At 32.1% G+C, this 21,230-nt stretch carries 21 protein-coding genes; 11 read left to right on the plus strand and 10 right to left on the minus strand.

Annotated elements, in window-relative coordinates; genetic code table 11:
- Positions 1–121 precede the first annotated feature (121 nt).
- From ccmD to K1X44_03130, 9 genes are all read left to right on the plus strand, one after another.
- Complete coding sequence (gene ccmD, locus K1X44_03090) at positions 122–301, plus strand: heme exporter protein CcmD (GenBank protein MBX7146277.1); 180 nt, start codon at positions 122–124, stop codon at positions 299–301.
- A gap of 3 nt (positions 302–304) precedes the next feature.
- The gene (ccmE, locus tag K1X44_03095) at positions 305–757 is read left to right on the plus strand and encodes a cytochrome c maturation protein CcmE (GenBank protein ID MBX7146278.1); all 453 of its coding nucleotides are present in this window, start codon (positions 305–307) and stop codon (positions 755–757) included.
- A 4-nt stretch (positions 758–761) separates the two neighbouring features.
- Positions 762–2,723 (plus strand): heme lyase CcmF/NrfE family subunit, encoded by a 1,962-nt coding sequence (locus K1X44_03100; GenBank protein ID MBX7146279.1) that lies wholly within the window; start codon positions 762–764, stop codon positions 2,721–2,723.
- The gene (locus K1X44_03105; GenBank protein MBX7146280.1) at positions 2,716–3,252 is read left to right on the plus strand and encodes a DsbE family thiol:disulfide interchange protein; all 537 of its coding nucleotides are present in this window, start codon (positions 2,716–2,718) and stop codon (positions 3,250–3,252) included. The genes K1X44_03100 and K1X44_03105 overlap by 8 nt, the downstream gene beginning before the upstream one ends.
- A 64-nt stretch (positions 3,253–3,316) precedes the next feature.
- Positions 3,317–3,637: a cytochrome c-type biogenesis protein CcmH gene (locus K1X44_03110; GenBank protein ID MBX7146281.1), complete on the plus strand. Its 321-nt coding sequence runs from the start codon at positions 3,317–3,319 to the stop codon at positions 3,635–3,637.
- A gap of 68 nt (positions 3,638–3,705) precedes the next feature.
- On the plus strand, positions 3,706–4,494 hold the full coding sequence (locus K1X44_03115) for an ATP-binding cassette domain-containing protein (protein ID MBX7146282.1): 789 nt from the start codon (positions 3,706–3,708) through the stop codon (positions 4,492–4,494).
- A gap of 52 nt (positions 4,495–4,546) precedes the next feature.
- Positions 4,547–5,458 carry an ABC transporter substrate-binding protein gene (locus tag K1X44_03120; GenBank protein MBX7146283.1) on the plus strand — a complete coding sequence of 304 codons (912 nt, stop codon included), beginning with the start codon at positions 4,547–4,549 and terminating at the stop codon, positions 5,456–5,458.
- 94 nt (positions 5,459–5,552) lie between these two features.
- Entirely contained in the window at positions 5,553–6,242 is a 690-nt protein-coding gene (locus K1X44_03125) for an ABC transporter permease subunit (GenBank protein MBX7146284.1), read from the plus strand.
- 1 nt (position 6,243) lies between these two features.
- Positions 6,244–6,930: an ABC transporter permease subunit gene (locus K1X44_03130; protein MBX7146285.1), complete on the plus strand. Its 687-nt coding sequence runs from the start codon at positions 6,244–6,246 to the stop codon at positions 6,928–6,930.
- A gap of 2 nt (positions 6,931–6,932) precedes the next feature.
- On the opposite strand, the gene gyrB is transcribed toward K1X44_03130, so the two are convergent.
- The 6 genes from gyrB to K1X44_03160 form a co-directional block, all read right to left on the minus strand.
- Positions 6,933–9,398 carry a DNA topoisomerase (ATP-hydrolyzing) subunit B gene (gyrB, locus tag K1X44_03135; protein ID MBX7146286.1) on the minus strand — a complete coding sequence of 822 codons (2,466 nt, stop codon included), beginning with the start codon at positions 9,396–9,398 and terminating at the stop codon, positions 6,933–6,935.
- Positions 9,395–10,540, minus strand: coding sequence for a DNA replication/repair protein RecF (recF, locus tag K1X44_03140; GenBank protein MBX7146287.1), 1,146 nt, complete (start codon positions 10,538–10,540; stop codon positions 9,395–9,397). Before recF ends, gyrB begins: the two co-directional genes overlap by 4 nt.
- A 76-nt stretch (positions 10,541–10,616) precedes the next feature.
- Complete coding sequence (gene dnaN / locus K1X44_03145) at positions 10,617–11,732, minus strand: DNA polymerase III subunit beta (GenBank protein ID MBX7146288.1); 1,116 nt, start codon at positions 11,730–11,732, stop codon at positions 10,617–10,619.
- A gap of 149 nt (positions 11,733–11,881) precedes the next feature.
- Entirely contained in the window at positions 11,882–13,279 is a 1,398-nt protein-coding gene (dnaA, locus tag K1X44_03150; protein MBX7146289.1) for a chromosomal replication initiator protein DnaA, read from the minus strand.
- A 441-nt stretch (positions 13,280–13,720) separates the two neighbouring features.
- The gene (rpsT, locus tag K1X44_03155) at positions 13,721–13,981 is read right to left on the minus strand and encodes a 30S ribosomal protein S20 (GenBank protein ID MBX7146290.1); all 261 of its coding nucleotides are present in this window, start codon (positions 13,979–13,981) and stop codon (positions 13,721–13,723) included.
- 293 nt (positions 13,982–14,274) lie between these two features.
- A complete protein-coding gene (locus tag K1X44_03160) occupies positions 14,275–14,712 on the minus strand; it encodes a metallopeptidase family protein (GenBank protein ID MBX7146291.1) in 438 nt (145 codons plus the stop codon).
- Between the two features lie 148 nt (positions 14,713–14,860).
- Here K1X44_03160 and K1X44_03165 point away from each other — a divergent pair, with 148 nt between their 5' ends.
- Together K1X44_03165 and K1X44_03170 are read left to right on the plus strand one after the other, a co-directional pair.
- Positions 14,861–15,577 (plus strand): Bax inhibitor-1/YccA family protein, encoded by a 717-nt coding sequence (locus K1X44_03165; GenBank protein MBX7146292.1) that lies wholly within the window; start codon positions 14,861–14,863, stop codon positions 15,575–15,577.
- 249 nt (positions 15,578–15,826) lie between these two features.
- Positions 15,827–17,785, plus strand: a complete 1,959-nt coding sequence (locus K1X44_03170) for a PBP1A family penicillin-binding protein (protein ID MBX7146293.1) — start codon at positions 15,827–15,829, stop codon at positions 17,783–17,785.
- A 57-nt stretch (positions 17,786–17,842) separates the two neighbouring features.
- Here K1X44_03170 and K1X44_03175 read toward each other — a convergent pair whose 3' ends face one another.
- The 4 genes from K1X44_03175 to cobS all read right to left on the minus strand — a co-directional run bounded on the left by K1X44_03175 (position 17,843) and on the right by cobS (position 21,159).
- Positions 17,843–18,607, minus strand: a complete 765-nt coding sequence (locus K1X44_03175) for a M48 family metallopeptidase (GenBank protein ID MBX7146294.1) — start codon at positions 18,605–18,607, stop codon at positions 17,843–17,845.
- Positions 18,608–18,888: 281 nt separating this feature from the next.
- Positions 18,889–19,572: a lipid-binding SYLF domain-containing protein gene (locus K1X44_03180; protein MBX7146295.1), complete on the minus strand. Its 684-nt coding sequence runs from the start codon at positions 19,570–19,572 to the stop codon at positions 18,889–18,891.
- Positions 19,573–19,714: 142 nt separating this feature from the next.
- Positions 19,715–20,356, minus strand: coding sequence for a histidine phosphatase family protein (locus tag K1X44_03185; GenBank protein MBX7146296.1), 642 nt, complete (start codon positions 20,354–20,356; stop codon positions 19,715–19,717).
- A gap of 8 nt (positions 20,357–20,364) precedes the next feature.
- Positions 20,365–21,159 (minus strand): adenosylcobinamide-GDP ribazoletransferase, encoded by a 795-nt coding sequence (gene cobS / locus K1X44_03190; GenBank protein ID MBX7146297.1) that lies wholly within the window; start codon positions 21,157–21,159, stop codon positions 20,365–20,367.
- Positions 21,160–21,230: the final 71 nt, after the last annotated feature.

Here is a 21,230-nt window from a genome sequence, read left to right on the forward strand (position 1 = left end):
TGCGTCATTTTATACTTCCCCAAAAAAGAGAGATTGGGCTATCTTTTCAAAGATAAGTATTTTAAGATAATTTACACAAGAACACAATTTAAAGATATAATTTTTATCACTAAATTATAAAATGCATAATGATTTAAACACTTTCTATTCATTTTTAACAATGGGTGGCTATGGATTATATATATGGCCCGTTTATGGAGTAGCTATTTGCATCTTAGGCTCTACATTTTTATATAATTTTTGGGTTTGGCGTACCACCCGAAAAAAATTTGATCGACAATTTAAAAGAAAAGATTTTTAATTCATGCTTCCTAAAAATAAGCGTCTTATTTTTATCATTATCAGCATGTTATTTTTTGCCTTTGGTATCGGAATTATACTTTTTGTCCTTAATGACCAGCTTGTGTTTTTTTATACACCAAGTGAAATAAAATCAGAAACCATTCAAGAAAAAAGGAATTTAAGAATTGGGGGGGTTGTAGCAGAGGGAAGTTTTACACGTGACACTACAAATAACTTAAAAATTTTTCAAATTACCGATTATACAAAAAATGTTAAAGTTTATTATGAAGGAATACTTCCTGATCTTTTTAGAGAAGGCCAAGGTGTAGTTGTCGAGGGAGTTTTTAATAAAGAGGGTACTTTTATTGCACACCAAGTTCTAGCCAAACACGATGAAAATTATATGCCTGCTTCTGTTGTTGACGCCATAAAAAAATCGGGCCATTGGCATGAAAATAAAAATTTAAGTAATTAAATCTATGATTGCATTAGCTGGTCAATATAGTCTTTTATTAGGATTAATTTTTTGTAGTCTCCAAGTCATAATACTTGGATTGGGCCTAAAACTTAATCACCACAAATTTATCCATTATGGATATTATAATATTAACGGGCAGTTTATTTGCATTTTATTAGCGTTTTTTTTATTAATAGTTGCCTATATTAAATCTGACTTTTCTTTAAAAGTAGTTGCAGAAAATTCATATATTTTACAGCCTCTTATTTACAAAATAGCTGCAGCTTGGGGTAATCACGAAGGTTCTATCCTTTTATGGATTCTTGTTATTTCTTGTTTTACATTTATATTTTATCACCGTAACCAATCCTTAGATCAAAAATCACGCTCTTGGATTATGATCATCCAAGGATTTATGAATGGTATTTTTTTACTTTTTATTTTAACAACATCTAGTCCTTTTCAACTCTCCCCTTTAGTTGAAAATAAAGGGGCTGGATTAAATCCACTTTTACAAGACCCCGGATTGGCCTTGCACCCCCCTATGCTTTATATTGGGTATGTTGGGTTTTCTCTTTCTTTTTGTTTTGCAATTGCTGGGTTAATTACAGGTAAAATTAATCACATTTGGGCATCAGCCCTTTATCCTTGGGTATTATTTTCATGGTTGTTTTTAGGTATCGGTATTTGTTTAGGAAGTTATTGGGCCTATTATGAATTAGGATGGGGTGGATGGTGGTACTGGGATCCGGTTGAAAATGCATCGTTAATGCCCTGGCTTGCGGCAACCGCCCTTATTCATTCATTACGTGTTTTAGAAAAACGCAATATTCTTAAAAAATGGTCCGCTTTTTTAGCTATTATAACTTTTACCTTAAGTCTTATAGGTACATTCTTAGTACGGTCCGGTATACTTATTTCCGTCCACAGTTTTGCAAGTGATCCAAGCCGCGGTATATTTATATTAGATATTATTGTTCTCATTTCGGGAAGTGCTTTTTTACTTTTTGCTTTCAAAGCACCTCTTTTAAAAGAGACTATTCAATTTACTTTTCTAAGCCGTGAAAATAGTATTATATTGAATAATCTTTTATTATGTACAGCTACCGCCACAGTTTTTTTAGGTACATTCTACCCTGTCTTTTTAGAATTTTTCTCAACACTTAAAGTATCTGTTGGTCCCCCTTATTTTAATAAAACTTTTGGCATTATTATTATTCCTTTAGGCCTTATTGTTATCATAGGTATGGAAGTAGCATGGCGTAAAGATATATGGAAAAGATTATGGCGTAATATAAAATTACTTGTTATCAGTATAAGTTTATCTTTAGGTTTACTACTGTTAATAAGTACAGAAAATTTAGAAACCATTTTTGGATTTGGATTATCTTTATGGATAATTATGGGAAGCATCCATCATTTAACCCAACGGTTGAAAATTTTTATTCTTCCTTTTCACAAAAGTTTGATTATTGCACAGAACTTACCCTGGAGATTCTATGGTATGATTATAGCCCATGCAGGAATTGGCATTTTACTTTTAGGCATTGTTGGTAATGCCACCTGGACACAACAAATTGATTTTAATCTTATTCCTAAACAAACGGTACATTTTGCAGATTATAATTTTCACTTTGATGCTTTAAAAAAAATTGATGGGCCAAACTATACGGCTTATCAAGCGACAATATTTGTTTATTTACAGTCGACCCATGAAAAAATTTTGGAATTATTTCCAGAAAAACGGCTTTATCTCCCAGATCAAACATTAACAAGCGAAACAGCGATTGGCCGATATTATTTAACCGATATTTATACTGTACTGGGGGAACCCAATACCCAAGGTATATGGAATATAAAAATTTATATCAAACCTTTTATGATTATTATATGGTCAGGTTTTATTGCCATAATTATTGGTGGCTTTTTATGTTTGGTATCAATATTATCTAATAAGAAAAAAGGAAACATGATTTATGTTTAAACGTCTTCCTTATTTATTACCTATTATTATACTTATCGCTGTTGTTTTTTATTTTGGTTGGACATTAAAAAAAGGTCAAGATCCCTCTTTTATACCATCTGCATTAGTTAACCAATCTGTACCTGTCTTTAATTTACCTGTTCTTGACCAACATAATTTTTTTACCCAAAATAATCTTGAAAAAAAAATAACCATAATTAATTTTTTTGCATCCTGGTGCATACCATGCGAAGCAGAAATACCAATCTTACGAGACCTTGTAGAAAAAGAAAAATACATAAAACTCATTGGTATTGGTTATAAAGATGATCCTATTAAATTAAAAGATTGGTTAATTAAATTAGGCAACCCCTATCATGTGGTCATCTTAGATGAAGGAAAAACAGCTATAGATTTTGGTATTTATGGAATACCTGAAACCTTTATTCTTGACCAACAAGGAATTATTCGTTATCACCATGCTGGCCCTTTAGAACAAACGATTGTATCTCGTGAAATTATACCTACTCTCCATAATTTGGCTAATTAAACAAACTTTCATAGCTCTTATTATAATTTTTTATTTTTATAATATTCAAAGCTATGCAAATCCATTGACCCTACCCCCTACGTTGGAAATTAATGAACGTGCCCATAATCTTTATAGACAGTTAAGATGTCCTGTCTGTCAAAACCAATCTTTAGAAGATTCTGATGCACATTTAACAACTGATATAAAAAAAATTATCCTAAATAAACTAGAACAAGGCGAAACTGACCAACAAATTATTGATTATCTTGTTTTACGTTACGGAAATTTTATTCTTTTAGACCCACCTCTTGATCCTTATACCTATTTGTTATGGTTAGGTCCATTGATCATATTTATTTTAGGGTTATACAAAATTATTTTCTTTTTAAAAAAAACGGACTGAGTTACAATTTTTACTATGTTTATTTTATTCTATTTGTAGATTTTACCATTTGACCATAATTCATAAATATGTTGACGAACCCTGCCACCTTAATTGCTGAAGATATCCATAAAAAATTTGGAAACACTGAAGTATTAAAAGGTATTTCTTTGACAGCACTTCAAGGAAGTGTCATTGCCATGATTGGAAGCAGCGGGTCAGGCAAAAGTACATTTTTACGTTGTTTAAATTTACTTGAAATACCGGATGCAGGTCGCGTTATCATTGATGGTGAATTAATTCGTATGCATTATACAAAAGATAAGAAATATATACCATCTGATTATAAACAAGTTGATAAAATTCGTTCAAAACTTGGTATGGTTTTTCAAAATTTTAATTTATGGTCTCATATGACCATTTTAGAAAATATCATTGAAGCACCTATTCACGTTTTAAAAGTACCCAAAACTAAAGCACTTGAACAAGCTAGATTTTTATTAAATAAAGTTGGGATTGAAAATAAAAAAGATTTTTATCCTAATCAATTATCTGGTGGGCAACAACAAAGAGCAGCTATAGCACGAGCCTTAGCTATGGATCCCAAAGTAATGTTGTTCGATGAACCAACTTCTGCTTTGGATCCTGAACTTGTTAACGAAGTCCTCAAAGTTATGAAACAATTAGCTGAAGAAGGACGAACCATGCTTATCGTCACCCACGAAATGAATTTCGCAAGAGAAGTAGCGTCCGAAGTTATTTATCTCCATAATGGCCGGATTGAAGAACAAGGCCCACCAAAAGAAGTATTTAACAACCCAAAATCAGAGCGATGCAGGCAATTTTTAGCCAAAAGCCTTCATAATGTTCTACATTGAAAATAATTACAAAATCTTGTACAAAGGTCGGGATGTTAAGTCAATTATTTGAATGGAGCTTACCTTGAAAAAATTTATATTTTTTATTCTTGCCATCGTAATCATTCTTGCGATTTATTTTTATAACAATCCAGACGTTTATCAAAAATTTAAAAATTACCTAGGGCTTGAAACAAACATAGCAACATCTTCCTTACAAAATGATCAAGCCACGACAGATACCGGAAGCAATACACCTGTTGGTGTACCAGGATTATCTAAAAAAATCCGTATTGCGACAGAAGGAGCATATCCCCCTTTTAATTATGTCGATCAAACAGGGGAACTTAAAGGATTTGATGTTGATATAGCTAAAGCTTTATGTGAAAAAATGAAGGCAGATTGTGAAATCGTTGCCCAAGATTGGGATGGTATTATTCCAGGATTACAAGCAAAAAAATATGATGCTATTATAGCATCAATGTCTATTACACCCCAACGTAAAGAACAAGTTGATTTTAGTAAAAAATATTATCAAACACCAGCGCGTTTTGTTAAAAAGAAAGATACAGATATTACTATAAGCAATGATGGATTAGCTAATAAAAGGGTTGCTGTTCAACGTGCAACCATTCATGAGAATTTTATAAAAGATCAATTTCCTAAAGCTATTCCTGTTCTTTATGATACACAAGATAATGCTAACCTTGATATGGTAGCAGGGCGTGTCGATTTATTATTTGCAGATAGTGTTGTTTTAAATCTTGGTTTTTTAAAAACAGAAAGTGGCAAAGATTATGAATTTGTTGGACCAAGTTATGTAGAACCTAAAAGTATTTTAGGTGAAGGTGTGGGTATTGCTTTGCGTAAAGGAGAAACAGATTTACTTAATTCTTTTAATCAAGCTATTGATGCTATCCGAGAAGACGATACTTATAAAAAAATCAATGACACTTATTTTGACTTTGATGTTTATGGAGATTAATAATACTTTATTTTTATAATTAAATGGCCTCGATCCTAATCAATAATTGATTATGATTTGAGGCCATTTTTAATGAGATTTCATTAGTAATTATATGAATGACTTAATTAATTATGGATGGATGCTTTGCGATGGGGCTTTATTAACTCTTGCTGTTGGGATTTCATCTTTAATTATGGCCCTAGCTTTAGGGTTAATAATGGCTTTAATTAAAATTTATACATCACCATTTTTTAAAAATTTAGCCAATTTATATACAGGCATTATTCGCGGCATCCCTGAATTAGTACTTTTACTTTTAATCTATTATCAAGGTTCCATTCTTTTGCAACATATAGCTTTATGGGTTGGCCATAAAGACTATATTAATATTAACGCTTTTGTAACAGGTGTTATTACGCTTGGATTCATATACGGGGCTTATGCAACCGAAGTTTTTCGTGGCGCCATTCTAGCAATTCCAAAAGGGCAAATTGAAGCAGCCGCCGCATGCGGAATGTCGCGTTTTCTAATTATAAAACGTATTTTATTACCTTTACTTCTAAGATTTGCTTTACCTGGCATTGGTAATGTATGGTTAGTTTTACTAAAAGCCACCGCAATCATCTCTGTTATTGGTCTTGATGAATTAACTCGGAAAGCACATATTGCTGCAGGTGCCACAAGAAACCCTTTTTTATTTTTTCTTACAGCTGCTTTAATTTATTTAATATTTACAAACCTTTCTATGATTATTATCAGAAAACTTGAAATTAAAGCAAATCAAGGTTTCATAAAAAATTAAAATGAATTTTTCAATTATTTTTAATTACATTCCAGATTTATTCCAAGGGTTTCTTCTAACACTTGAACTGACTTTTTATTCATTAGCTCTTGGGTTAATTTTAGCATTTTTACTCGCAATTCTAAAACTTTCTTCTTATAAAATTATTTCTCAATTAGCAAAGGCCTATATCTTTTTTTTTCGCGGTACCCCTATATTAATTCAAATTTATCTTATCTATTATGGATTTGGACAGATTAATATTCAAAATACCTTTTTATGGCTTATTGTCAAAGATGCTTATAGTTGCGCCCTTATTGCTTTAACCCTTAATACTGCGGCCTATACAGCAGAGATATTACAAGGTGCTTTTAAATCTGTTCCTTTAGGAGAAATTGAAGCTGGAAAAGCATGTGGGATGTCAAAATTACTTTTATTTAGACGGATTATCCTACCCATTAGCATTCGATATATTTTACCCGCTTATTCTAATGAAATAATTCTTATGCTTCATGCTAGTTCATTAACAAGCATTATTACTTTAATGGATTTAACGGGTATTGCTCGCAAACTAGCTAGCCAAACCTTATTGCAAGATACTTTTTTTATTACAATTGCCGCTATATATTTGGCTATAACTTATAGTATTTTAGGAATTTATAAATTATTAGAAAAACATTTATATAAACATTTAGACAAAAACCAATAAAATCAAATATCTAAATTAGCAACATTCAATGCATTCACTTGGATAAACTCCCTTCTTGGTTCAACAACATCCCCCATCAAAGTTGAAAAAACTTCTTCTGCTTCATCAACATGTGAAATTTTAACTTGAAGCAAGCTTCTAATCGATGGATCCAAAGTTGTATGCCACAATTGATCCGGGTTCATTTCTCCTAAACCTTTATAACGTTGGATAGATACGCCTTTTTTTGATAATTCAAGAACTGTTTCAAATAATTGCACAGGACCAGTTACAGGAATTATTTCATCTTTAATTTTTAATGTAATGGGTTGCATAAAATATTCGGATAATTGTGGTAATATAGATTCCAATTGATGAATCTCACGATACCGAAGCAAAGATGGATCTAATGTATATCGCTCTTTACCCGTTTGGGATATTTTCTGTACCATCATACCCCCCTCTGTATGAATAGTTGCAGACCAAGATTCGTTTTCTGTCATGGATTGGATATTAAGTTTATCAATAAAAGATTTAATAAATGTATCTGACATATTAGAATTTAATTTGTCAGCATTCAGCAATCCATAAATAGCTGCTTGTTCAACAATAAAATAATTTCCTACTTTACGAATTATAGGTATCAATAAATTACGTGTTGTACGCGCGAGATCAAGCATAAATTTAAGATCTTGTCCTTTACGCAACACTTGTCCTTCAGGAGATTGTAAAATTATGGATTCTAAACCAAGCTCTAATAAATAATCTTCTAATTGTTCATCATTTTTTAAATAACGTTCTGCATTCCCTTTCTTAACACGATATAGGGGTGGTTGTGCAATATAAAGATAACCTTTCTCTATTAATTCGGGCATTTGTCGATAGAAAAACGTTAAAAGCAAGGTTCGAATATGTGCACCATCAACATCCGCATCTGTCATAATAATCACTTTATGATATCGTGCTTTATTTATATCAAATTCTTCACGTCCAATACTTGTCCCCAATGCTGTAATTAAAGTTCCAATTTCTTGGCTAGCTAACATTTTATCAAAACGAGCACGTTCAACATTTAAAATTTTCCCCCGTAAAGGTAATATAGCTTGAAATTTACGGTTACGACCCTGTTTTGCAGACCCACCGGCTGAATCGCCCTCGACAATAAAAAGTTCAGCTAAAGTTGGATCTTTTTCTTGGCAATCTGCTAATTTTCCAGGTAAAGATGCCATATCTAGGGCCCCCTTACGTCTTGTTAATTCCCGTGCCTTACGCGCTGCTTCCCGGGCTGTTGCTGCCTCTATAACTTTACCAATAATCTTTTTGCATTCCGCAGGATGCTCTTCAAACCATTGATTTAATTTTTCATTCACAAGAGATTCAACAACCGGTCTTACTTCAGAAGATACAAGTTTATCTTTTGTTTGAGATGAAAATTTTGGATCTGGTACTTTTACAGATAAAACACAACTTAACCCTTCTCTTGCATCATCTCCTGATAAGTTAATTTTATCTTTTTTCATCAAAGGACTTTGGGATGCAAATAAATTAATCTGTCTTGTTAGCGCACCTCTAAAACCAGCTAAATGGGTACCACCGTCACGCTGGGGAATATTATTCGTAAAGCACAACATTGTTTCATGGTAGCTATCCGTCCATTCCATTGCAATTTCAACAACGATATTATCTTTTTGAGCATTGAATGCAATTAAATTGCCATGAAGTGGGTTTTTTGTTTTATCCAAATATCGAATAAAAGCTTCTAAACCACCTTGATAATACAATTCAACTTTTGTAGCTTCTGCTTTACGCTCATCCGTTAAAATAAGGCGAACACCTGAATTTAAAAACGCAAGTTCACGCAGTCTGTGTTCTAGTGTTGCAAAATCAAATTCTGTCTTACTAAAAGTTTCTTTTGAAGGTAAAAATCTAACTTCTGTACCCGTTTTTTTGGCATCAATCTTTGCCCTGATAGACAAAGGAGCTATAGCCACACCATTTGAGAAATGCATCACATGTTCTGACCCATCACGCCAGATTACTAAATCTAATTTTTCCGATAATGCATTAACGACAGACACACCAACACCGTGCAGTCCACCCGATACTTTATATGAATTTTGATCAAATTTTCCGCCTGCATGAAGTTGTGTCATAATAACCTCTGCTGCAGATACACCCTCTTCTTTATGAATACTGACAGGTATACCCCGGCCATTGTCACGTACCGTTACAGATCCATCTACATTTAAAATTACTTCAACTAATGTACAATATCCTGCAAGAGCTTCGTCAATAGCGTTATCAACAACTTCATAAACCATATGATGCAACCCCGATCCATCATCTGTATCTCCAATATACATACCAGGTCGTTTACGAACAGCATCTAAGCCACGTAAAACTTTAATTGAATCAGCATCATAATTATTTTCTAACGCAGGGGAAAAAGATTCCAAATCTTGCGAATCTTGCACTTGTTTTTCTTTCATAATTGATAAACTACACTTTTGCTAATTGTTAAAAATTGTATGTCTTGAGCAATAGACGAGAAAGCCTCTCTTGTTAAACCAGTTAACCAAAATTGGCTTTTTATATTAAGCAAAATCTTAAATAAATAAGATTTTTTTGTTTCATCCAAATGGGCTGCAATTTCATCTAATAAAAGTAGAGGCCCAGTTCCTTTTATTGTTTTTTGTGCATAAGCATAGGCTAAAATTAATCCTATTAATAATACTTTTTGTTCACCTGTTGAACATTCAGCAGCTGCCATAGAATTTGTTTTATTTACAACCAAAAGATCACTGCGATGAGGTCCGATAGACATCGTTTGCGTTTCTTTATCTTGGATGCGAGTTTCCGCTAATAAAGCCATATACTTTTCTTCAACTTCTAAAGCTGGTAAAATATTTAACCAATCCTCTATTATACCTTTCATTTGTAAGTGGAGCCAAGGAAAAATTTCCATATAATCTTTATCAACAGTATTGAGTATATTGATTAAATTTGATCTTGAATCCGAAATAGCTATCGCTAATTCTGCTAATTGTTTTTCCAAGGCATCCAACCACAAAGAAATTTTGTGATTTATTGAATAAGTTTTTAAAATCTGTAATCTTTGTTTCATAAAATGATCAAAACGGGCGATTCTATCAGAATGATCAGGATCAAAAAAATGGACAAGCTTATCAATAAACCGACGCCTTTCTAAAGCACCTTCAGAAAAAATTCTTTCCATTTGGGGGGTTAACCAAACAACATTAAGGAGATCCAAGAGTGACGATTGATTAGATTGAAGAACATCATCTATTTTAATAATTCTTTTAATTTTTAATGTTTCGCTATTATCAACCGACCCTTGATACCCTGTGCTAATACAAGTTTTATAATCTAATTTTTGTACAACGGCACGAACCCCCCAATCATGATAAGATGTATTTTTATTATTTCTAATAACATGTAATTTTGCGCGTCTCAAACCTCGGCCTGGTGCTAAAAAAGAAAGAGCTTCTAAAATATTAGTTTTACCAGAGCCATTTGCCCCTACTAAAGCAACTGGGTTTGGCAATAAATCAAAAGTAGTATGATAATAACTACGAAAATTACTAAGAGTTAGACTAGTAATAGCTGGCAAACTATCCGTAGCCTTTTTTAAAAAAGGCTCTATATTAGAATGCAAAACATAAGATGAAATTGTATTCTCCTATTATTCACACACGCATAGGCATAAGAATATAAAGAGCCGCTTGATCTTCGGTATCATTAATCAAAACAGGCGAAGCCGCATCTGATAAAGAAAATTTTATTTTTTCTCCTTCAATTTGCTGAACTATATCCATAAGATAACGGGCATTAAAACCTATTTCTAAATCATCCGCTTTATAATTTATTTCTACTTCTTCGAATGCTGTGCCGTTTTCAGGACTGCTTGCATGAATAGATAAAACAGAAGGTTTTAAATGCAATTTAACTGCTCTTGATTTATCACTACAAATAGTTGCAACACGATCAACAGCCTGGGCAAACATATTTCTTTCAACGGTAAACATTTTATCATTATTTTCTGGGATAACTTTTTGATAATCCGGAAAAGCCCTATCAATAAGTTTAGATACAAGAAAAGCATCCCCAACAGAAAAACTTATCTTTGTGTCAGAAAAAGATATTTTAATAGGATCATTAAATTCATCTACCAGTTTTTTAAGCTCCGTCACGGTTTTTCTTGGTATAATAATTCCAGAATCTAAACCTATATTATCAGATAATTTAACCTCTACTCGTGCTAAACGATGACCATCCGTGGCCACAGACCGCAACATTATTCCTTCTGATGTTTTAAGTGTATGGAGGAAAATACCATTGAGATAATATCGTGCCTCTTCCGTTGAAATCGCAAATTTTGTTCGATCAATTAATTTTTTTAAAAAATCTGCTGGGATAAAAAAATTATGTGTTAAATCATCTACAGCTAATGAAGGGAAATCATCACGGGGTAATGTTGAAAGTGTAAATTTTGAACGTCCAGCTTTTAAAAACAATTGACCTGCTTTCGATTCTTCTAAATGTAATTCACACCCTTCGGGTAATTTACGGACAATATCATATAAAGTATGTGCGGGTAGTGTAACCGATCCTGGGGCAAGGGTTTGTGACGGTATTTTTTCAACGATAGTAATATCAAGATCCGTTGCTGTTAAATCTAATCGATCTTGTTCAGCTTCAATCAAAACATTTGATAAAATTGGGATTGTATTACGTCGTTCGACAACACTTTGTATATGGAGAAGAGATTTTAATAAAATTGCACGATCAACAATAATTTTCATCATAAAACCGGATCAGCATTTAAACAATAAAACAGCATATTAAATAAAAAAATTCCCTAAATTCTATCTTTAATCAAAATTTATTTTAACATAAAAATTAGGAAAAAGAAGAATAATTTGATCATTAAATATGAAGAATTGATAAATTGTTATCCCTGTAATATTTGGCGCAAATATTGGACATCTTGGCCAAAAAATTTATCCGTTGTTTGAAGCTCTTCAATCTTCTTAACAGCATGCATAACCGTTGTATGATCCCTATCACCAAAACAACGACCAATTTCTGGTAAAGAGCGATTAGTTAATTGTTTAGCAAGATACATAGCAATTTGTCTTGGCCGTGCCACAACTCTTGCTCTTCTTTCTGAATACATATCCGACATTTTAATATTAAAATGTTCTGCAACACGTTTCTGAATTTGCTCAATACTTAATGGGCGGTCATAGACAGCGAGTAGATCATGTAAAACTTCCTGAGCTGTTTGCAATGTAATAGTATTTTTATTAATTAACGCGGCATGAGCAACAATTCTGTTTAGAACACCTTCTAATTCTCTTACATTAGAGGTAATTTTATGAGCAAGGAATTCCAAAACTTCTAAAGGTATATTGACTTTCAACAAATTTGCTTTTGATTTTAATATTCCCAAACGCAATTCATAAGTTGTGGGAGATATATCAACAACTAACCCCCCTGCTAGTCTTGAACGTACCCGTTCATTAAGACCTTCTAAACTCATAGGCGGTTTATCTGCAGAAACTACAATTTGATGGTTCTTATCAATTAAAGCATTAAAAGTATGAAAAAATTCTTCTTGGGTTGAATCTTTGCCACTAATAAATTGAATGTCATCAATCATTAATACGTCAACTGAACGAAATTGATCTTTAAATCCCACCATATCTTTACGACGAAGGGCACGAACAAATTGATACATAAATCTTTCAGCTGAAAGATAAACAACTTTCTTACCAGGAAATTGTTGTTTAATACGAAGCCCAATTGCATGCATAAGATGTGTTTTACCCAAACCTACACCACTATATAAAAATAAAGGGTTATAAGTCACTTGGGTTGAATCTGCTATACGCCGCGCGGCTACATGGGCTAATTCATTAGATTTATCTGTAATAAAATTTTCAAAAGTGAATTTTGGATCAAAAGATGTACCAAGTTCTGTCAAAAAAGAAGTTTCACTTCCTAATTGGTTATTTTTATTTAGTAATTCTTTTTCCTCAACAGATTGTTGATAATTTTCAGAAGTTGAAAATGTTTTATTAATTGATTCTTTATTTATAACAAATGTCAACGAGCGAACTGCAGAATTTTCTCGATGCCAAAAATTCTTTAATCGATCTAAATAATGAATTTCTATCCAATCTTTTATAAAACGAGTTGGTGCAGATATTTTTATTTCACCATTTTCATACCCAATAACATTTAAGGGTTTAATCCAACTATGATAAACAACGTCACCAAGATCGGCTTGTAAACGGGCCCTTACTTTTGTCCATTGTTGTTGTATTTCATTTGATGAAAAAGACATCGACTATAAACCCCCAAATTAATACCACGACAGATTACAAACCTGATGTTGTGCGGTTTGTTGCCTTGGTAATTGATAATAATCTTTAGAATAGTTATTTATGTTATAGCAACTTTTATCTTCTAATATAGTAACAATAGAAACTGATTTATAGGATCGTCTCCAACTGCGACAGAAAAACAACAGTAAGATTTTATAAGCCGTAATATTTTTTTTTATTACACCTATAAACTTAGAATTAAATCGAAAGAAAAAATCCAGCAAATTTATGAATAAGATATTTTTTCTTTGTTCAAAAAGATTAATTTCAATTATTTTCCGATCTTTTTTAAAATTAATCATACCTATTGCTTTTCAATTCAAAAAGTAAACAAAAAAATCCCACCTCTACCCCTAAAAGGTAAAGCTAAAACCTTATATAAAATTATTTTTAGTTGTCTTTTATAATGATTTGATTCGAGAAATTAATCGAGATAATTTTCTACCAGCTGTATTGCGGTGTAATACACCAGCTTTAACACCACGATGTATTTCTGGTTGAGCAAGTAAAAAAGATTCTTCAGCTAGTTTTTTATCTTTATGGACTATAGCCATTTCTACCTTTTTAACAAAAGAGCGTACACGATTTAAGCGTGATTTGTTAACAATTGTACGTTTTGCAGTTTGACGTATACGTTTCTCTGCTGATTGATGATTAGCCATAATCTCTTAACCTTAAATTAGATATTTATTTATTGCTTTTTTTAACAAAAATAGAAGCTCCCTCAACTTCTATCACAACAAAAATTAGAATAGAATTTTTTGTTATCTATTTTTTATAAGCCGCCGTTTTTTAATCGTCAAGTTTTTGTTTTTATAATTTACAAATTATTTTATAAATTTACAAAAATTAACAGATAAATTCTTTATTTTTCTTTATATTGCAGACAATCAAAAATTTTTAATAATTAGAATATAATTGATACCCTCTATCATTATTAATTGAACAACAATTTTTAAGAATCAAAAAAATTGCGATTGTTATTTTTTACTGTGAATAAAGTTTGTTCAATAAGTTGTTGGGTTTCTTCAACATTAAATTCAAGATAACGTGCGATTTCATTTAATAATACTTGTCCAATAATTTCTATCAAATCTCCTGAAGTTTCACACCAAAAATCTAAAATTGATCTTCTGTATAAATATATTATATCAGCATAATCTGAAGTTAACATTTCTTTGGGTAACGTATTAAAAGAACCTAAGTTTACTTGCTTATATAAACCCAAAAGATCAAAGGCTGTTTCTAATTCCATTTCTTGCTCTGTCTTAGAATCTGGAAAATCATCAATTTGAATACGCAGATTATTTATATAGTGCTGTATTGGTTCCGGTATCGATTGAACAATTTCTTGAACCCAAACTTCTATATCTTGAATGGTTGGTGGTTTCATAATTCAATAAATTAAAATAATTTATGGTATAAAAAAAATTTCTTACAATATTTTTAACTTCAATATTGATTCTTCACACATTATAGACCATATATTGTATAGTAATTTTATTTAATCAACTTAAACTTTAAAAACTGAGGTCTTATCCATGACGAGTGACAGTAACAATAAATACTACCATTCTGCTCAGGCTACTGCTATTCAGCTTGATGTTGGGCTTAGAACATATATGTTGGGTGTTTACAATTATATGGCAGCTGGATTGGGATTAACCGGTTTAATTGCCTACCTAGTAGGAACAAGCCCTGAGCTTCTTAGAATTATATATGGAACCCCTCTTGCCTGGATTGTAATGCTTGCTCCTCTTGGTTTTGCTCTTTTCTTTGGTTTCCGTATCCATAAAATGCAAGCTAGTACCGCACAAATTTTATTTTGGGCTTTTGCTGGGGTAATGGGACTTTCTCTTTCTTATATTTTTGCTGTTTATACAGCTGTTTCTGTTGCTAAGGTTTTCTTTATAACAGCAGCTACTTTTGCAGCTTTAAGTCTTTATGGCTACACCACTAAAAAAGATCTTTCAGGGTTTGGCTCTTTTCTTTTTATAGGGCTAATTGGTATTATTATTGCAAGTATTGTAAATATATTTCTTGCTTCAACTGCCCTACAATTTGCCGTCTCTATTGTAGGTGTATTAATTTTTGCGGGACTTACGGCTTATGATACACAAATGATTAAAGAAGAATATGACGGGCAAGATAATAATGAAATGATTAAAAAGAAATCTATTTTAGGGGCACTTCGACTTTATTTAGATTTCATCAATCTGTTTATTTCCCTTTTGCAAATTATGGGGAATAGAAATTAAAAGAATTTATACAGTTAGTTAATAAAAAAGCCTGAAAGTTATTTCAGGCTTTTTTATTAACTGATTTTTTAATATCCAATATAAGATAAAACTTGTGTCCTATCTTATTAACTTTTATATTCAATTTTATTAGCTTAAATTACTTCTGAATTGCAGGATTTTATGGTTTGAAACTTGCTATTTATTATTGCCATTTTATTAAAAAATTAACAAATTAATGGCTTGTCTTTAAACCAACATTTTAAAAAAATGCCTAAAATACCTGAAAAAAAAAATCGTTTTACTTCTCCTAATCGTGTTTCTAAAGGAACGCGCGTTCAAGATTTGAATCGCCCCAAAATTGATGAAACATCCTCTTCATATCTTTTATTTTTTATTATTATAGGTATTGGAAAATTTTTATCTTTTCGTTGGGTACCTTGGAATTTTTTATCCTTGCGCTGGGTACCATGGTATCTTGTATTTAAATTGCTTTTAGTCACTTTTTCATGGGGTACTTTATTTATAGCCAGTTTGATTGGATGGCTGGCTTATGATTTACCTGATCCTAACGAATTAAATTATAAACAATCTGCACCTTCTGTAACTTTAATGACAAATAATAATCTTATTTTAGCGACATATGGTGATTTGTATGGTGAAAAAATTCCCTTAGAAAAAATACCTGAAAGTATAATTAATAGCGTTCTTGCAACAGAAGATAGACGTTTTTATAGTCATATAGGCATCGATATTATGGGAATTATAAGGGCTTTTTATATTAATTTTCATCAAAACAAGATTAGCCAAGGTGGCAGTACAATTACCCAACAACTTGCAAAAAATATTTTTTTAACACCTAAACGTACTTGGCGTCGCAAAGGGCAAGAAATTCTTTTATCTTTATGGCTTGAACAGAAATTTACAAAAAAAGAAATTTTGGAACTTTATTTAAATCGTGTTTATTTTGGTTCTGGTGTTTATGGTATTGATGCAGCGACACGGAAATTTTTTAACAAACCTGTTGATCAAATTTCTCTTTTTGAATCTGCCATGCTCGCAGGTCTTCTTAAAGCACCGGCACGGTATAATCCTATTAATGACCCAAAATTAGCCCAAGAAAGAGCAAGACTTGTTTTACAAAACATGGTCGACGCTCAGTTTATAACTCAAGATGCAGCAGAAAGATCTTTGGCCGATAATTATGTACCCATTCCAACAAAAAATAATAGACTTGGTGCTTATTTTTCTGATTGGATTTTAGACCAAATTCCAAACTATATTAATCTAACTAATAATAAAAATATTATTGTAACAACCACCCTTAACCCTGTTCTCCAACAAATCGCTGAAGAAGAAACTGTTAAGATTTTAAGTGAGCAAGGTAGTCATTATAACGCAACCCAGGCAGCTTTAATATCCATGAAAAAAAATGGTGCAATCCAAACAATGATTGGTGGACAAGATTATAAGAAAAGTCAATTTAATCGTGCAACACAAGCTAAAAGACAACCTGGATCTTCATTTAAGGCATTTGTTTTTTTAACAGGTTTTGAACAAGGATTAACACCAGATACTATAATGAATGATACACCCATATCTATTGGGAATTGGCACCCCGATAATTATAATAACCGCTATTACGGATCAGTAAGTTTAAGACAAGCATTTGCTTTATCTTTAAACAGTATTGCTGTTCAAATAAGTGAAGGTGTTGGGCCTAAAAGAATTGTCAGAACGGCTAAAAGACTAGGTATTAAAACTGATCTTAATCCAACAGCAAGTATCGCCTTAGGTACGGAAGAAGTTACATTACTTGAACTGACAGGTGCATATGGAAGCTTTGCCAATCAAGGTAAATTAGTTGAACCCAGAGGCATACAAGAAATAAAAGATAGCGATGGGCATATTCTCTATCAATTTAAAGATCCAACTCCTTCTAAAACAGTTATTGATCGCGAATATGTAGATAATATGCTTGATATTTTAGCAAATGTTGTAACTTCTGGTACAGGTAAAGCTGCAGGTTTTGGACAACCGGCGGCTGGTAAAACAGGAACCAGTCAAAATTTTCGTGATGCTTGGTTTATTGGTTTTACATCAGATCTTATCACAGGTGTATGGTTTGGAAATGATGATTATTCCCCTATGGACAAAACTACTGGGGGTACTCTGCCGGCTCTTTTATGGCATAATTTTAATATGAAAGCCTTTAAACCACCTGCATAATTTTAAAGTTTATCGACATTTTAGATACATAAATCAGGATGACGTGTATACTAATTTTTAATTAGCTATTAAACCAAATCGATGTAAAACAGGCCCATATTTTTGTAACCATGCTTTAGCCCATTCTAAATCATGTGTTAATTCAGCTGCTAATTTCCAAAATTTAGGACCGTGATTCATTTGACGTAAATGAGCAACTTCATGAGCAACAACATAATCTAAAACCGGCAAAGGCGCTAATACTAACCGCCAAGAAAATGATAATCTACCATAGGCGGAGCAACTACCCCAACGGCTTTTAGGATCACGCAAAGTAAGACCATAAATACGACGGCCAATAACAGCTGCTTTTTCATAAACACGTTGTTCTATTTCACGACGTGCTTCTTGTTTCAACCATTCTTCTATTCGGCGTGCAATAAACTCTTTAGGTCCGCCTACATGAATTTCATGACCATCTTTCCAAACTTTTCTTGGTTTTTCTGGATGATGATGAATCCTATGTTCAATACCCAAATAAGGAATCCAATGTCCATCAGCAAAAGGAATAGGATCAGGCAAAAGAGCCAGTTGATTTTTAATCCAACCTTTGTTTTGTAAAGCAAAACGACGACCCTCGTCATGACTAACTCTGGAAGGTAATACAACCACAATACGTGATGTATTGTGATCAAATCTTAAAATCATACGGCGTGCTCTTTTATTTTGTAAAAATACAACCGGGATTTTACGATGCTCAAAAGCTAACACTGTATCACCCTTAGATGGTGATTTATGTTCCAAAGAGGTATCTAAATCTTTATTTGAAGCGACTGAAAACATAGTGATTTAATTTTAAAAATGTGATTAGAAATCAAATGATACCTATTAATATAGATATATCAAGACTTTAACTTAATTATTTAATATTATTTTTTTATTTAATTTTATTTAATAATTTGTTTTTTGTTTTGTTTTTAAAAATATTATTTTACATTATCAATTTATAGAGAACATATAAGGAACAAATAACCTCTCACAAATCTAAAAGAACCTCTCTATAAAATAAATAGGAGAGCATAATTATGCTCTCCTATTTATAAGTAAAATATATATATTTATAATTAATAAGAAGCTAAGACATTTTTTAAAGGTTGACTCAAAGGATTAGAAAATTTTCTTTGAATTAAAATCGCTTCTGGCGTGGCATTAGGACCATAAAAATCTGAATTAAGTGTATCACGTTTCATTAAACTTGATCCTTGTAAAGAGGCCCCACCAAAAAGACCAACTACTTTAGCAAAAGAATATATGTCGGCATCAAAATTACTTGTTAATCCTGTCCCCATGCCAACACCCATTGGTCCTGCCGCAACACTTACATCCCCACCAAATTTAAAATTATCATCTAATATAGTATTAAATGCTTTTTCTGTCATAATTGTTAAAACAACCTCAGATACTTGACCACCGACTTGGATACCTAGACTACCTGAAGCTATCGTATAAAAAGCAGGATCGCTCCAACCTTTTTGTGCATCTTTAGCAAGCATCACGCCAGTACCACCTTCTGCTCCTAATCCAAAACCACCTTTAACAAGAGATGGAAAAATCATAATAGCCTTGGCTTGTCGAACATAACCTGGGAGATTTGAAAAATCTGGACTAGCCATTAATTTTTGAAAAGTTACTTTTGCACGTTCAATTAATTCTTGCTGTTCCGAATAAGAGGCTGCCTGCACCTGAATACTTGCACCTGATATAGCTAAAAATAAAATAGCTAATAATCCCGATCTAAACTTAATCATATGTATAATTTCCCTTTTATTAATAATTTATTTAGGTATTAAATAGCCTATACCAAAAAAATAACAAAAGCTAGTCAAGGATAAAGATTATGAATAAAGAATCCATTAGTATATTTTTTTATAAATCTTAATCTCTGTTAAATTAAGATTTATAAAGATGGTTCACTTTGTGAATTTTCCAATTTTCGTTTTGATGTAGTGATTCTCCTTCAATTAAATTGATATGATCTAATCGCGTCAAAGAAAGACATGATATATTAAATTGCAAAGCTTGCCCCCCTTCTAACCCAAGAGCGAAAGCTAAAGCGGACCGAATTGTCCCTGCATGCGTTATAACAATTATATCACGTCCTTTATACAATTCATTTATCTGTTTAATTGAAAAACTAACACGTTGAACAAGCTGATTAAAACTTTCTCCATCTGGGGGAATAGCATGAGCTAAAAATCTAAGCGATCGATTATTAAATAAATTTTTATTTAAATTATTTATTTCATCATAACTTAATCCCTGCCACCCCCCAAAATTTTGTTCAATAAAATTATCTTCTGTACGAAATAATATTTCTTGCTTGCTTATTTTTTGTAACATTGTAGCCGTTTGATATGTACGTTGCAAAGGTGTTATAATCCAAACAGCATCATGCGGCAACATATGAGCCAGAGTTAAAAATGATTTTTCATTTGAACAATCTGCTGGTATGTCTTGTTGCCCATAAAGATAGTGAGAGGATGCTAAAACAGGGGCATGCCTAATCCACCACCATTTTGTTATTAAAACCATTATAGATTCTATGCCCCATAGGCTAAAAAAATTAAAATCAATATTTCATTGGTTTGCTGAAAAGCACCCAAGATATCACCTGTATATCCTCCTATTTGCTTTTTGACGTACAAAGAAAAAATATGATACCAAGCAAATGTTAGAATACTAACAACAATAAAAACCTTTATTCCCATAATAAATAAAATAGCACCCAAACCTAAAGACAAGGACCATACAGTAGAATAAAAACAAGGTTTTCCAAAATGAAAAGCTAACCCAGATTCTTTTGCCAAAGTCATTTTATACATAAACCAGGGTAAACAGCTACGCGACATTCCTTGGGTTAAAATTAATAACCAAAATCCTTGATCCACAGAAAGAGAAATTAAGGTAAAAATTTTAATTATAACCGAGAAAATTAATGCTAAAGTTCCATAAGTACCTATTCTACTATCTTTCATAATCATTAATTTATGCTCTTTATTATTTCCTCCTATCAATCCATCTACTGTATCCGCAAGACCATCTTCATGAAAACCTCTGGTCAATAAAATTCCACTTAAAATAGCAAAAATTGTAGATAGAGATATTTCTAAATTGATTGAATATGTAAGTTTCAATACACATCCCATCACAAAACCAATACACCATCCAACAATAGGAAATGCACGCACAGAAAAAGCAAGCGGCCGTTCAGTTTTGTTATCCCACATATAAGAAATATTAAGAACAGTTAATAAGGAACAAGCAGCTATAAAATCTTGGATCCAACATTTGCCGAAATCAATAAAAGTGTTAATTTTGATTTTGAAATTTTCCATAGCCTTTAAAATAAAAATATATACTATTTCTTTGTTATAATTTATTAGCTACAATTGTTTTTAATTGAAAA

The organism is Alphaproteobacteria bacterium (assembly GCA_019695395.1).
GTDB lineage: Bacteria > Pseudomonadota > Alphaproteobacteria > JAEUKQ01 > JAIBAD01 > JAIBAD01.

Coding starts and splice junctions, on each gene's coding strand:
- K1X44_03165 (MBX7146292.1), top strand. CDS start 14,861: ATGACGAGTGACAGTAACAATAAATACTACCATTCTGCTCAGGCTACT.
- K1X44_03105 (MBX7146280.1), top strand. CDS start 2,716: ATGTTTAAACGTCTTCCTTATTTATTACCTATTATTATACTTATCGCT.
- K1X44_03115 (MBX7146282.1), top strand. CDS start 3,706: ATGTTGACGAACCCTGCCACCTTAATTGCTGAAGATATCCATAAAAAA.
- K1X44_03160 (MBX7146291.1), bottom strand. CDS start 14,712: ATGAAACCACCAACCATTCAAGATATAGAAGTTTGGGTTCAAGAAATT.
- dnaA (MBX7146289.1), bottom strand. CDS start 13,279: ATGTCTTTTTCATCAAATGAAATACAACAACAATGGACAAAAGTAAGG.
- cobS (MBX7146297.1), bottom strand. CDS start 21,159: ATGGAAAATTTCAAAATCAAAATTAACACTTTTATTGATTTCGGCAAA.
- K1X44_03130 (MBX7146285.1), top strand. CDS start 6,244: ATGAATTTTTCAATTATTTTTAATTACATTCCAGATTTATTCCAAGGG.
- ccmD (MBX7146277.1), top strand. CDS start 122: ATGCATAATGATTTAAACACTTTCTATTCATTTTTAACAATGGGTGGC.
- K1X44_03100 (MBX7146279.1), top strand. CDS start 762: ATGATTGCATTAGCTGGTCAATATAGTCTTTTATTAGGATTAATTTTT.
- K1X44_03170 (MBX7146293.1), top strand. CDS start 15,827: ATGCCTAAAATACCTGAAAAAAAAAATCGTTTTACTTCTCCTAATCGT.
- K1X44_03120 (MBX7146283.1), top strand. CDS start 4,547: ATGGAGCTTACCTTGAAAAAATTTATATTTTTTATTCTTGCCATCGTA.
- rpsT (MBX7146290.1), bottom strand. CDS start 13,981: ATGGCTAATCATCAATCAGCAGAGAAACGTATACGTCAAACTGCAAAA.
- K1X44_03175 (MBX7146294.1), bottom strand. CDS start 18,607: ATGTTTTCAGTCGCTTCAAATAAAGATTTAGATACCTCTTTGGAACAT.
- ccmE (MBX7146278.1), top strand. CDS start 305: ATGCTTCCTAAAAATAAGCGTCTTATTTTTATCATTATCAGCATGTTA.
- K1X44_03185 (MBX7146296.1), bottom strand. CDS start 20,356: ATGGTTTTAATAACAAAATGGTGGTGGATTAGGCATGCCCCTGTTTTA.
- gyrB (MBX7146286.1), bottom strand. CDS start 9,398: ATGAAAGAAAAACAAGTGCAAGATTCGCAAGATTTGGAATCTTTTTCC.
- dnaN (MBX7146288.1), bottom strand. CDS start 11,732: ATGAAAATTATTGTTGATCGTGCAATTTTATTAAAATCTCTTCTCCAT.
- K1X44_03180 (MBX7146295.1), bottom strand. CDS start 19,572: ATGATTAAGTTTAGATCGGGATTATTAGCTATTTTATTTTTAGCTATA.
- K1X44_03125 (MBX7146284.1), top strand. CDS start 5,553: ATGAATGACTTAATTAATTATGGATGGATGCTTTGCGATGGGGCTTTA.